This window comes from Synechococcus sp. UW140 (assembly GCF_900474295.1).
Lineage (GTDB): Bacteria > Cyanobacteriota > Cyanobacteriia > PCC-6307 > Cyanobiaceae > Synechococcus_C.
This window is the reverse complement of the sequence record NZ_UCOB01000019.1, coordinates 1-12,359: the sequence shown is the minus strand read 5'-3', so window position 1 is coordinate 12,359 and position 12,359 is coordinate 1. Positions and strand designations below refer to the sequence as shown.

General features: G+C 59.6%; 11 protein-coding genes. 7 read left to right on the top strand and 4 right to left on the bottom strand.

Translation table 11 applies throughout. The features are described 5' to 3' along the window. Positions 1 to 8: 8 nt before the first annotated feature. Positions 9 to 1,379 (bottom strand): diaminopimelate decarboxylase, encoded by a 1,371-nt coding sequence (gene lysA, locus DXY10_RS07145; RefSeq protein WP_115017828.1) that lies wholly within the window; start codon positions 1,377 to 1,379, stop codon positions 9 to 11. Positions 1,380 to 1,464: 85 nt separating this feature from the next. On the opposite strand from lysA, the gene DXY10_RS07140 reads away from it, so the two are divergent. The 5 genes from DXY10_RS07140 to DXY10_RS07120 all read left to right on the top strand — a co-directional run bounded on the left by DXY10_RS07140 (position 1,465) and on the right by DXY10_RS07120 (position 7,368). Then, a complete protein-coding gene (locus tag DXY10_RS07140; RefSeq protein WP_115017826.1) occupies positions 1,465 to 1,911 on the top strand; it encodes a GNAT family N-acetyltransferase in 447 nt (148 codons plus the stop codon). A gap of 202 nt (positions 1,912 to 2,113) precedes the next feature. Beyond that, entirely contained in the window at positions 2,114 to 4,723 is a 2,610-nt protein-coding gene (locus DXY10_RS07135) for an ATP-dependent Clp protease ATP-binding subunit (RefSeq protein ID WP_115017823.1), read from the top strand. A 7-nt stretch (positions 4,724 to 4,730) separates the two neighbouring features. Continuing rightward, positions 4,731 to 5,870 (top strand): iron-containing alcohol dehydrogenase, encoded by a 1,140-nt coding sequence (locus DXY10_RS07130; RefSeq protein WP_115017945.1) that lies wholly within the window; start codon positions 4,731 to 4,733, stop codon positions 5,868 to 5,870. Then, positions 5,867 to 6,736, top strand: coding sequence for an alpha/beta fold hydrolase (locus tag DXY10_RS07125; protein WP_115017820.1), 870 nt, complete (start codon positions 5,867 to 5,869; stop codon positions 6,734 to 6,736). The genes DXY10_RS07130 and DXY10_RS07125 overlap by 4 nt, the downstream gene beginning before the upstream one ends. Continuing rightward, positions 6,733 to 7,368: a DUF2993 domain-containing protein gene (locus DXY10_RS07120; RefSeq protein WP_115017817.1), complete on the top strand. Its 636-nt coding sequence runs from the start codon at positions 6,733 to 6,735 to the stop codon at positions 7,366 to 7,368. Before DXY10_RS07125 ends, DXY10_RS07120 begins: the two co-directional genes overlap by 4 nt. Before the next feature lie 8 nt (positions 7,369 to 7,376). Here the strand turns inward: DXY10_RS07120 and DXY10_RS07115 are convergent, their stop codons facing one another. After that, positions 7,377 to 8,243 carry a phosphatidate cytidylyltransferase gene (locus DXY10_RS07115; protein ID WP_115017940.1) on the bottom strand — a complete coding sequence of 289 codons (867 nt, stop codon included), beginning with the start codon at positions 8,241 to 8,243 and terminating at the stop codon, positions 7,377 to 7,379. A 10-nt stretch (positions 8,244 to 8,253) separates the two neighbouring features. Then, positions 8,254 to 9,684, bottom strand: coding sequence for a lysine decarboxylase (locus tag DXY10_RS07110; protein WP_371411131.1), 1,431 nt, complete (start codon positions 9,682 to 9,684; stop codon positions 8,254 to 8,256). 63 nt (positions 9,685 to 9,747) lie between these two features. Here DXY10_RS07110 and DXY10_RS07105 point away from each other — a divergent pair, with 63 nt between their 5' ends. Together DXY10_RS07105 and DXY10_RS07100 are read left to right on the top strand one after the other, a co-directional pair. After that, on the top strand, positions 9,748 to 11,430 hold the full coding sequence (locus tag DXY10_RS07105; RefSeq protein ID WP_170955734.1) for an AarF/ABC1/UbiB kinase family protein: 1,683 nt from the start codon (positions 9,748 to 9,750) through the stop codon (positions 11,428 to 11,430). 49 nt (positions 11,431 to 11,479) lie between these two features. After that, on the top strand, positions 11,480 to 11,959 hold the full coding sequence (locus tag DXY10_RS07100; RefSeq protein WP_115017815.1) for a hypothetical protein: 480 nt from the start codon (positions 11,480 to 11,482) through the stop codon (positions 11,957 to 11,959). A gap of 183 nt (positions 11,960 to 12,142) precedes the next feature. Here DXY10_RS07100 and DXY10_RS07095 read toward each other — a convergent pair. Next, the coding region (locus tag DXY10_RS07095; RefSeq protein WP_305791064.1) for a sigma factor-like helix-turn-helix DNA-binding protein at positions 12,143 to 12,359 on the bottom strand (217 nt) is incomplete at its 5' end.

The following is a 12,359-nucleotide window of genomic DNA, read 5'->3' as shown; positions in this document are numbered from 1 at the left end:
TGTTGCTCTTAGCCTACCGATACCCTCGGGTTGAGGCGAGTGGGCAGATTGTCGTAGCGCAAAAGATCCTCCGACGATTCCCTTCTCTGAATCACATCGGCAATGCCGTCATGGACGAGCACTGCAGCAGGACGGGGAATACGGTTGTAGTTGGAACTCATCGAGGCGTTGTAGGCGCCGGTGGCCAGCACTACAAGCACGTCGCCACTGACGCTAGGGGGGAGGGCCAAATCTTTGAGCAACACGTCGCCGGATTCACAGTGCTTACCAGCCAGGGTGATTGATTCCGTGGCCTCCGCCTGGGGGCGGTCCGCCAAGAAGGCTGTGTAGAGAGACTGATAAGTGATCGGCCTCGGGTTGTCGCTCATGCCGCCATCCACGGAGAGGTAGGTGCGCACTCCCGGCACCTCCTTACGAGAACCGAGCCTGTAGAGGGTGACACCTGAGCTCGCCACCAACGATCGACCTGGCTCACAGAGGAGACGCGGCAGGGCAAGGTCGCGCTCACGGCAGGCCTTCACCACAGCATCAGCCACAACCTGAATCCAGGCATCGATCGTCGGGGGATCGTCTGACTGCACATAACGGATGCCAAGTCCACCGCCAACATTGAGGTCTCGAATGGGATGACCCAGCTCAAGGGCAAGCTGAAGGGCATCCGCCATCACTGCCGCAAGATCACGATGAGGGTTTAACTCAAAGATCTGAGAGCCGATGTGAGCATGTAAACCGGTGACGCACGCCCAGGCACAGGTCTTGAGCCGACGCAGCACTGGCTCAAGCTGATCCGGGTCAAAGCCGAACTTGCTATCGAGATGCCCGGTTCGGATGTACTCGTGGGTATGGCATTCGATCCCTGGGGTAAAACGCAGCATCAGCTGCGCGGGGTGGGCACCATCCGGAACAAGCACCTCCAATCGGTCAAGGTCGTGCTGGTTGTCAGCCACGATCGTGACTCCGCTGCGATAGGCCAGCAGGAGTTCCTCATCGGATTTGTTGTTGCCATGCAGCACGATCCGCTCAGCGGGCATGCCCCCCTTGAGGGCTGTGAGTAGCTCGCCTGCAGAGACAGCATCCAGTCCGAGGCCCTCCGAAGCAGCGATTGCTGTCATCGCCAAGGAGCTATTGGCTTTGGATGCATACACAGCCAAGGACGGGCCAGGGTAATGACGCTCAAGGGCGGTGCGATACGCGCCACAAGCGGCCCGAATCCCCACTTCGTCAAGCACATACAGAGGCGTTCCGTAACGCTGAGCCAGCTCGCTAAGGCGACACCCACCCACAGTCATGCAGCCCTGGTCATCAAGCCTGGCGGTCACTGGGGCCAGGTTGCGATTCGGACTGAGCGGATCACAGCCGGACTCGAAAGATTGGGGCATGGAGCTCAGACATGGGCAGGCATCAAGGTCAATGTAGGAAGCGACGCGATCAATCCCAAAACGAGCTGGACGCCGCGCCCTGTCTATGGAGTTGAACGCTGCACCCTTTGCGTTGGGACCTGACGATCTGGAGGCTTGCCTGCTGCTCGATACCGAGGCTATGGATGGACTGTGGACAGCAAACCAGTGGCAGCGCGAACTGGAAGCGAGTGATCGCCTCTGTATCGGCATCCGGGCAGGGGGACGGCTAGCGGCACTCGCCTGCGGTTGGCTGGTGGTGGATGAACTACAGATCACCGCCTTGGCCGTGACACCCAGCCAACGCAAACGTGGATTGGGGAGAACTGTTCTCAGTGCTTTGCTTGCGCAGGCACGCAGGGCCGGTGCAGTCAGCGCAACGCTGGAGGTCGCCAGCTGTAACGCAGCAGCTCTTGCTCTTTATCAACGCTGCGGCTTCTTGAGCTGCGGAAGCCGTCGCGGCTACTACAGCGACGGACGAGATGCCCTGATTCAGTGGAGAAGTCTGACCTGATAGGCATGCGGCAAGTGACCGCTGTTTTTGGGTGCGGATAACCGGCCTGAGCGATAGAAATCGCCGTCAATTTGAATGGCTTGATTAATACTTTTGCCTGAGCCAAGCCCGCTACTGGCAAGGGATGTGGTCAGCCGAAGCCATTTGCCACAATCCTGCTCCGGTCCTGATAAGTTAGTTCTATCTACTTCCGGCCTGGACGATGTTCGAGCGGTTTACCGAGAAGGCCATCAAGGTGATCATGCTGGCCCAAGAGGAGGCCCGCCGCCTGGGGCACAATTTTGTTGGAACAGAGCAAATTCTGCTCGGTCTAATTGGTGAAGGCACTGGTGTTGCCGCCAAGGTTCTCAAGTCAATGGGCGTCAATCTCAAGGACGCTCGGGTCGAAGTCGAGAAAATCATCGGTCGCGGTTCCGGCTTTGTGGCCGTTGAGATCCCCTTCACCCCAAGAGCCAAGCGGGTCCTCGAACTGTCACTCGAAGAAGCACGTCAGCTGGGCCACAACTACATCGGTACCGAGCATCTGCTGCTTGGCCTGATTCGAGAAGGCGAGGGTGTCGCCGCAAGGGTGCTCGAGAATCTTGGCGTCGACCTTGCCAAGGTGCGCACACAGGTCATCCGCATGCTCGGCGAAACCGCCGAAGTGGGTGCTGGTACGGGCAGCAGTGGCAGTAAAGGATCCACAAAAACTCCAACTCTCGATGAATTTGGCAGCAACCTCACCCAATTAGCTGGAGAGGGCAAGCTCGACCCTGTCGTCGGTCGTCAGAATGAAATCGACCGGGTGATTCAAATCCTGGGTCGTCGCACCAAAAACAATCCTGTGCTGATTGGCGAGCCCGGCGTGGGCAAGACAGCCATCGCAGAAGGATTAGCCCAACGGATTCAACAGGGCGACATTCCTGACATTCTTGAAGAGAAGCGTGTTCTCACTCTCGATATTGGCTTGCTGGTGGCCGGCACCAAATATCGCGGCGAGTTCGAAGAGCGGCTCAAAAAGATCATGGAGGAGATCAAGTCCGCAGGAAACGTGATCCTGGTGATCGATGAGGTTCACACCCTGATTGGCGCCGGTGCCGCCGAGGGAGCGATCGATGCCGCCAACATCCTCAAACCGGCACTGGCCCGAGGTGAACTGCAATGCATCGGTGCCACCACGCTGGATGAATACCGCAAGCACATTGAGCGAGATGCAGCCCTGGAACGACGTTTCCAGCCTGTGAATGTGGGAGAGCCCTCGATCGAAGACACGATCGAGATCTTGCGCGGCCTGCGGGAGCGATATGAACAGCATCACCGTCTCAAGATTACGGATGAAGCCCTTGAGGCAGCCGCCACTTTGGGTGACCGGTACATCTCCGACCGATTCCTTCCCGACAAGGCCATCGACTTGGTCGATGAAGCTGGAAGCCGCGTACGCCTGCTCAATTCGAAGCTCCCCCCTGCAGCCAAAGAGGTGGATAAGGAACTACGTGCTGTGCAAAAGGACAAAGAACAAGCCGTGCGTGAACAGGATTTCACCCGTGCCGGTGAACTGAGAGATAAGGAAGTTGAACTGCGCGAACAGATCCGCAGCCTGCTGCAAACCAACCGCGATGCAGCTGAAAACGTCAGCAGCGAAGCTGAACCCTCTGGCACAGACGTGGATGCGTCAGCGAGCACGACTGGAGTTGTGACAGCAGAGCCACTCGCCCCGATCGAAAGCCCTGCGCCTCAGACAGCTGAACTCACCACCCCCGTAGTCGATGAGGAGGATATTGCCCAAATCGTGGCGTCCTGGACCGGTGTGCCTGTGCAGAAGCTCACCGAAAGCGAATCGGTGAAGCTGCTCAATATGGAGGACACACTCCACAAGCGTCTAATCGGCCAGGACGAAGCCGTCAAAGCGGTGTCGAAAGCGATCCGTCGGGCCCGGGTCGGCCTCAAGAATCCCAACCGCCCCATTGCAAGTTTTATTTTCTCCGGACCCACGGGGGTCGGAAAAACTGAGCTCACCAAGGCTCTGGCGACCTACTTCTTTGGCAGCGAGGAGGCGATGATCCGCCTCGACATGTCTGAATTTATGGAGCGCCACACCGTCAGCAAGCTGATTGGCTCCCCTCCTGGCTACGTCGGATTCAACGAGGGTGGACAACTGACTGAGGCCGTGCGTCGCCGCCCCTACACCGTTGTTCTCTTCGATGAAATCGAGAAGGCCCATCCTGATGTGTTCAACCTGCTGCTGCAGCTTCTCGAAGATGGCCGCCTGACCGATTCCAAGGGCCGCACAGTCGACTTCAAGAACACGCTTGTCATCATGACGTCGAACATCGGTTCGAAAGTGATTGAGAAAGGCGGCGGCGGCCTTGGCTTCGAGTTCTCAGGTGAAAACGCCGAAGAGAACCAGTACAACCGCATCCGCTCACTGGTGAACGAAGAACTCAAGCAGTACTTCCGTCCCGAATTCCTCAACCGTCTCGACGAGATCATCGTCTTCCGTCAGCTCAACCGTGAAGAGGTAAAGCAGATTGCCGAAATCATGCTGCGGGAGGTGTTCTCACGCATTGGCGAAAAAGGCATCACGCTCACGGTGTCCGATGCCTTCAAGGAACGTCTCGTTGAGGAGGGCTTCAACCCCGCCTATGGAGCTCGTCCCCTACGCCGTGCTGTGATGCGCCTTCTGGAAGACAGCCTTGCTGAAGAGGTTCTTTCAGGACGCATCAAGGATGGAGACTGCGTTGAAGTCGATGTCGATGACGACAAGAAAGTGATCGTGCGTCACCGCAATGCAGCAACACCAGTCACCCCTGAACTGGCCAGCGCCGGCCTCTGAGCCAACGATGCAGCTCCAATCATCAGCCTGCTCCACGCAGGCCATCGCTCCTGCCCAGGTGATCCGCGGACAGTCCGCCTGGCAGGAAGGTTTGCAGCTGATTTCTGATCTCTGCAAACACCCGGCTCTGCTCGGTCGCAGTGAAGCCACACAACATCTGCGCCGCGAACTCAATCGTGATCTGCGCTCGCAGGGGCTTGACCCGGTCGAGTTAACCCTCGACCACGACTGCTGCGAAGAGGATCTGAAGCAGCTTCAGGAGCAGCTCACGCTCAATGACTGCGACGCCGTGATCGCAGCAGGAGGAGGAAAAGTTCTCGACGCCGGCAAGCTGCTGGCCGATCGCCTCGGCATCGCCTGTATCACCGTGCCGCTGAGCGCTGCCACCTGTGCCGGTTGGACGGCCCTTGCCAATCTCTATTCCAGAAAGGGAGCCTTCCGCGGCGATGTCAGCCTTAAGCGCTGCCCGGATCTACTCATCTTTGACCACAACCTGGTGCGACAGGCCCCTAGCCGAACCCTTGCCAGCGGGGTCGCCGATGCCCTGGCCAAGTGGTATGAGGCGTCTGTCAGCAGTGGGTCCAGCAGTGACGGCATGATCCAACAGGCCGTACAGATGGCGAGAGTGCTGCGCGATCAGCTGCTATTGGATGCCGAGGAAGCCCTCAACACCCCTGCAAGTGAGGCATGGGTGCGTGTCGCCGAAGCCTGCGCCCTCACCGCTGGTCTGATCGGCGGTCTAGGTGGAGCCCAATGCCGCACGGTGGCTGCCCACGCTGTCCACAACGGTCTCACCCAGCTGATGGCCTGTCATGGCGTGCTCCACGGCGAAAAGGTGGGCTTCGGAATCCTGGTGCAACTTCGACTGGAGGAACGATTGGGCGGCAATCAACTCGCAGCCCAGGCTCGAAGACAGTTGCTTCCGCTCCTCCAAGCGCTAAAGCTGCCGGTCTCTCTGAAGGATCTCGGGCTCGGGAGGGCTGGTCTGGACGAACTGCAGATGGCCTGTCGCTTTGCCTGCCGACCCGGATCGGACCTCCACCACCTGCCCTTTAATGTCAGCGACACCGACTTGCTCGAGGCATTGGTGAGCATGGAAACTGAAGCTCACGACACCCATCGTCAGCCAATGGAGAGTCAGGCTTGAGCAACCGGCAGCTTCTCAAAGACGCCGCCACCACATTGCTAGATCCCCAGGCTCGAGCACTGCTGGAAGGCTTGGAGTGGTGGAAGCTGCCAGGTCCGATCCCCGATCAGTACCCAGTCGTGCGACACGGCAGCGGCATGCCGGTTCTGCTCCTGCATGGATTTGACAGCAGCCATCTGGAATTTCGTCGTCTGGTGCCCCTGCTGCGCGATCGCTACAGCCTGGTCATTCCCGATCTCTATGGATTTGGCTTCTGCCCGAGGCACGACAACGCAGCCGTTGGACCAGAAGCGGTGCTCGACCATCTGAGCCATCTGCTCGAGAAGCTTCCCAGCCCTGAACCGATCGGCATCATCGGTGCCTCGATGGGAGGAGCGGTGGCGATGGAACTGGCGCGACGCCATCCTGAGCGCATTGGCCGCTTGCTCCTGCTCTCACCTGCAGGCCTTGACGGAACACCAAGACCATTGCCACCCGGGCTCGATCAGCTCGGAGTGTGGTTCCTTGGCCGTCAGGGAGTACGCAAGGGGCTATGCCGTCAGGCCTTCGCCGACCCCGCCAGCAGTGTTGGCGCTCCGGAATTGCAGATCGCCTCCCTTCACCTCCAGGTGCCCGGCTGGGGGCGTTCCCTAGCGGCATTCGCCCGCAGTGGTGGCTTCGCCGGTTGTGGTGAGCCGCTGCCCTCCCAGCCGCTGCATGTGCTCTGGGGCAAGCAGGATCGCATCTTGAGAGCACCACAAAAGCAAGCGGCGCAAGAGCTACTGGGGACACGGCTGGAAGAGGTCGACGCCTGTGGACATCTGCCCCATCTCGATCAAGCTGAATTGGTGGCCCAGCGCTGGAACGTGATGGAACAGTCAGCATGAGCGAACAGGCTTCCAGCTCAGGGCCCATCCTGCAGTTTCTGGCCAATGGCCTGAACCTATGGATCCGCAGCCAGTGTGACGAGGTCGGCGACCTCAATCTGCTGCTCAACGGGTCCGCTCTCCAGCTGCTGAAGGGCAAGTTGAACGGCGTAGAACTGGAAGGACGTCTGGTGACTTTTCAGGGGCTTCCAATCCATCACGCTGAACTGCGTAGCGGACCACTGAGCCTCAACCTCAACCCCGCCCAGCCCGGTCAGATCCTCCAACTGAAACACGATTTTCAGCTGACGGGTGCCGTGACCATGCGCGGCGTTGATCTCAACCGTGCCTTGCTCACCGAACGCTGGCGCTGGCTTGGGGACTGGCTCGCGGAGCAGTTAATGGGGCTCTCCACCCTGGGCGGCCTGGAGATCGACAATGACATCCTGGTGCTCACCGCTCCGGTGAGCAATGCGGGGGAAGTGGTGAGCAAGCGCTTTCGGCTCGATGCCGCCAACGGCACGCTGCGCATCTGCAGGATTGAGGCGGAAGGAGAGGTGCTACTGCCGATGGATCAAAAGATCACTATCGAAGCGGCAGATCTCAAAGCAGGCCAGCTTCACCTCAATGGCGGGGCCACCGTCACACCCTGAACTTGGCCTTATCCGTAAGGCAACTGCGGTAACAACAACGTGACCGCGTAGTACACCACGGCCGGTGTGAACAGATAGCTATCGATCCGATCAAGGATGCCGCCATGACCAGGCAGAGCATCGCCTGAATCCTTCAACCCAGCATCTCGTTTCATCATCGACTCGGTGAGATCACCCACTAGGGCGAACAACGCCACAAGCGCCCCGAGCAAGCCACCGGTGAAGACGGCCAAAGGCCAGTGCAACCAGAGGGCAAAGGTGATGCCCACAGCCACTGCTGCCAGCATCCCGCCAAGGGCTCCTTCCACTGTTTTGCCAGGCGAAATCGGAGACAGGGGCAGCCGACCAAAGCGACGACCGATCAAATAGGACCCGATGTCGCTAGCAACGATCATCAAGCAGGCCATCAGGGTTATGACGAGACCAGCTGTCAACCAGGCAGGGCCATGAGGAAGGAGCTCAGGGCTACCGAGCTGACGCAGACGAAGCCAGTGACTGGGCAGATATCCCAGATAGAACAGGCCGAAGATCGATGCCGCGATGTCGGCAATCGAACCGGTGACCGGCTGCAACAACAACCAACCGCAGATCGCAGCGCCTGATAGCGGCAACACGGCTGACGCCAGATGGGATGGCAGGCCGCCGGTGAGATCCCACTGGGTGCTGATCAGCAGCAGCTGACAGGCCACCAAGGTGGTTTTGGTGGCAGGCCGAATGCCCGTGCACTGAGCCATGCGGAAGAATTCCAGCAAGCCAAGATGCACGATCACGCCAAGGGCCACGGTGAACCACCAGCCGCCAAGGCCTACAACCACCAATCCGAACAGGCCGGCTGCAAGACCGCTGACCAGGCGCTGCCGGGAAACGCTCTGCATCGCCTGACCTTCAGGCCACAATCCTTACCCTACTGCTGATCTGATCCGGCCAAAAGCGACGCTGCTGCTCGATCCAGTTCACGCGGGACACATCAAGACGCTCGCCCGGAACAAGCAGAGGAATACCTGGCGGGTACGGGCACACCAACTGAGCCGCAATCCCGCCCACGGAATCCGCCCACGTCACTTCACGGCTGGGTGCGCGCCAAGCCTCTCCACAATCCATAGCCGGGGAGGTGAGCAAAGGAATGGGAGTCGGAGTGAAGGGAGGCAAGGGCCTGGCCTGTCCGAGGTGTTGCAGCAGACCGCTCCAGTGGCGAACCATCGTGCGCCGCAAGCCAGACCTGGTGGCCATGCCTAGACAGAAGGTGAGACAGCCCGGTTCCGGAAGTTCACCCACGAGCCCCCTGGCCATCAGCCATTCATCGGCGTCCAATCCACTGATCCCTGCTGCAGCGGTGTGCCAAATCAGCCGCAGAGGATCGGCGGTCTCCAGCAAGGGGAGCTCTTGGTCGCGCAACTGTTCAGCCAACGCACGAGCCTGATCAAGGCGCCGGCGCAAACGGCATAAACCGGAGCGGGTGGTCCAATCCGCGAGAGATGCCTCACAGGACGCCAGCAGCAGGGCACTGGGACTGGTGGTCTGCAACCAACCCAGACTTCGTGATACGGCGTCAGGATCCACCCGCTGACCCTGGTGCCACAACACGGCCGTTTGTCCCAGCCCTGTGGACGACTTGTGCAGGGAATGCACCACAAGGTCAGCGCCGCCCCGAAGCGCAGACGCCGGAAGGCTGGGGTCTACTCCTGGCAGGAAATGGCTGCCATGGGCCTCATCCACCAGCACCGGCAGGCCTTGCTGATGCAGACGTTTGATCAGGGGAGCGGGATCAACCGCATAGCCGTTGTAGGTGGGTTGCACCAGAACGGCACCGGAAAGCGCGTGCCCTTCGGCCTCGACGACAGCGAGCACACCTTCCAGCCAAACCGCGTCGACAGCGGCCACATGACCGCGATCGACAATGAATGGCAGGTCAAACAACACCGGGGTGATGCCCCCCAGAGCGCACGCCTGAATCAGGCTGCGATGACTGTTGCGTGGCATCAAGAGCGCCTGCCCAGGCTTGGCCATCGCCAAGAGAGCGGCCTGGAGCATGCCAGTGGCGCCGTTCACTCCATACCAACACCGGTCAACGCCGAAAGCCGCCGCCGCCGCATGCTGGCTGGCGGCTACGGCGCCATTTTCTAATAAAGGACCACCGATTGCGGGCAGTTCGGGCAAATCCCAAACGCCAGGGCGACCAGAGAGCAAACGCCGCATCGCGGCAGGCAATCCAGGCCCTCCTCCGTGGGCGGGCAAATGCAGCCACCGTCCCCGACCTGGACGCAACAGCGGCATCAAAGGCGTGTCCAAAGCCGGTTCGCCGGTTCGTTCCATCATTGATCAGCACGACCAGTGCTTCTCAACTGCTGCCTAGATTCGTGGCCTTCACTCCCCAACGGCATGGCAGGCAGCGCCGACCAGCAGAGCGCTTCACTGCGCTACCAACCCGGACGCGACAGTCGGTGGCTGCTGTTCAGGCCCTGGATTGCACTCCCCAGGATTCTGCACCTCATCTGGGCATTGCTTGGGCTGATGCTGAGCCTGCTGATCCGAGGGAACAGCAAAGATCCGGAAGTGCAGCGAAAACTGGCGCGAACGCTGCTGCGCACGCTGACCAACCTGGGGCCATGCTTCATCAAGGTCGGGCAGGCTCTCTCGACTCGACCGGATCTGATCCGGAGGGACTGGCTGGAGGAACTCACGCGCCTGCAGGACGATCTGCCCGCCTTCGACCATGCCGTGGCCCTTGCCACCATTCAGGAGGAGCTCGGAGCTCCTGTGGAGCAACTGTTCGAACAGTTCCCTGATCAGCCCATGGCCGCAGCCAGTCTCGGCCAGGTGTACCGGGCTCGACTCCACGGCCAGCACTGGGTAGCCGTGAAGGTCCAACGCCCCAATCTCGCCTTCATCCTTCGGCGCGACATGGTGCTGATCCGCAGTCTCGCCGTCCTCACCGCCCCCTTCCTGCCGCTCAACCTCGGCTTCGGGCTCGGGGAGATCATCGATGAATTTGGTCGCAGTCTTTTCGAGGAGATCGACTACGAACGTGAAGCAGCCAATGCCGAGCGATTCGCTGGCCTGTTTGCCGACAACCCTGCAGTGACGATACCGCGGGTGGAGAGGATGCTCACCTCACGACGGGTGCTAACCACAAGCTGGATTCACGGCACCAAACTGCGCGATCGCCAGGAACTACGTGCTCAACGCCTTGACCCAAGTGCCCTGATCCGCACTGGCGTGATTAGTGGCCTGCAGCAGTTGCTTGAGTTCGGCTATTTCCATGCCGATCCCCACCCCGGCAATCTATTCGCACTCAGCGGCCGTACCGGCGAACTCGGCCACGTGGCCTATGTGGATTTCGGAATGATGGACTCAATCAGCGATACCGACAGGCTCACGCTCACCGGGGCTGTCGTGCATCTGATCAACAGAGAATTTGAAGCCCTTGCCCGAGACTTCCAACAACTGGGCTTCCTTCTTCCCCATGCAGACCTTGCACCGATTGTGCCGGCGCTTGAGGAGGTTTTAGGAGGCAGCCTTGGTGATTCGGTCGGTTCGTTCAACTTCAAGGCGATCACCGACCGCTTCTCAGAGCTGATGTACGACTACCCCTTCCGGGTGCCAGCTCGCTTCGCCCTGATCATCCGTGCCGTCGTGAGCCAGGAGGGTCTTGCCCTGCGGCTGGACCCTGACTTCAGGATCATTGCAGTGGCCTACCCCTATGTGGCCAAGCGGCTCTTAGCGGGAGACACCCGAGAAATGCGAGAGAAGCTCCTGGAGGTGATCTTCGATCAAGAGGGCCAACTGCGGATTGAACGCTTGGAGAGCCTGCTTCAGGTGGTTGGAGACAGTGGAACCTCACCTGGGCTAGAGCTGATCCCAGTGGCTGGGGCGGGACTAAAACTGCTGCTTGGCAAAGATGGCAGCGATCTGCGCCGGCGCCTCCTGCTCACCCTGATTAAGGACGATCGCTTGAGTACCAGTGATCTTCGCGCCCTGGGATCGATGCTTGGCCGAACCTTCGCACCAGTGAAGATGGCCGAGACCATGCTGCAGCGTCTGAACCCTCTGGCGGCAGCATGAGTCCTTTAAGGTCGATCGTTGTTCTGCCGTTCAACGGAGCCTCCTAGCCATGGCACTCGCGCCAGATTTCGCGCCCGTTGACCTGCAGCAAGCTGATCTTGATACCTACTCCGGCTTGTTCGGAGATCTCAATGCTGACGAGATCCTTCTCGAATACGCCAGGATCAGTCAGCCCCCGTATTTGCTAGCAGGCCTGGGGCTTGCGATCGGGGTGGTGTGTGGTCTCACCTTCGCGCAACTAATCAAAGATCGGCTCAATGGTTGGAAAAACGACCGACTGCCGTTGCTCCCCCTTGGCCGCCTCGAAACCACCAGCAGCTATGCGGGCATCGTGATCGGAGTGACGCTGTTCATCGGTGGTTCTCTGCAGGTGTTTGGATTTGCTTCCGGAGCCGCATTCCTGGTTGCGTTATTGCTATCTCTGCTGACAGGAGGAGCCCTTTGGACTCAGCTTGAAGGCCTGATGAAACAGGTGGAGGCTGGAACCTTCAAGGCTGTTGACTTCGACAACTTTGACGAGTTCTTCTGAAACCAGCCCGAGGTGTTGCGCCGGGTGATTCAGAAGCCGTGAGCCGCTGATCGTCCACAGCAGCAGTTGCTTCGATTGCCGCAATCTGAACCATCGTTTCAGCAAAGATCCAACAAAGGCTTCAAGCAATGGCCTGCAAAATCAGGCCTAACATCTCACGTGAATGCAGCTTGGGCGAATGGCTCAGATGGCCACATAAGCCTCAAGCTGTGCATCCCTACGACGCAACATTTCAAGACCCTCGCGCTCGAGACGCCGGGTGCGATCTCGACTCATCTTCAGGGACTTAGCGATGCCGGTGAGGCTCATCGGATCCTCACCCGTCATCCCATAGCGCATCCGCAACACCTTCCGCTGCAGTTCCGGCAGTTGCTCCAACAGATCGCGCAGATCTCCCTTC

Excerpts from the sequence above, each read along its gene's own strand:
- DXY10_RS07100 (WP_115017815.1), top strand. The coding sequence starts at position 11,480 with ATGGCACTCGCGCCAGATTTCGCGCCCGTTGACCTGCAGCAAGCTGAT.
- DXY10_RS07105 (WP_170955734.1), top strand. The coding sequence starts at position 9,748 with ATGGCAGGCAGCGCCGACCAGCAGAGCGCTTCACTGCGCTACCAACCC.
- DXY10_RS07110 (WP_371411131.1), bottom strand. The coding sequence starts at position 9,684 with ATGATGGAACGAACCGGCGAACCGGCTTTGGACACGCCTTTGATGCCG.
- DXY10_RS07120 (WP_115017817.1), top strand. The coding sequence starts at position 6,733 with ATGAGCGAACAGGCTTCCAGCTCAGGGCCCATCCTGCAGTTTCTGGCC.
- DXY10_RS07140 (WP_115017826.1), top strand. The coding sequence starts at position 1,465 with ATGGAGTTGAACGCTGCACCCTTTGCGTTGGGACCTGACGATCTGGAG.
- DXY10_RS07135 (WP_115017823.1), top strand. The coding sequence starts at position 2,114 with ATGTTCGAGCGGTTTACCGAGAAGGCCATCAAGGTGATCATGCTGGCC.
- DXY10_RS07130 (WP_115017945.1), top strand. The coding sequence starts at position 4,731 with ATGCAGCTCCAATCATCAGCCTGCTCCACGCAGGCCATCGCTCCTGCC.
- DXY10_RS07115 (WP_115017940.1), bottom strand. The coding sequence starts at position 8,243 with ATGCAGAGCGTTTCCCGGCAGCGCCTGGTCAGCGGTCTTGCAGCCGGC.
- lysA (WP_115017828.1), bottom strand. The coding sequence starts at position 1,379 with ATGCCCCAATCTTTCGAGTCCGGCTGTGATCCGCTCAGTCCGAATCGC.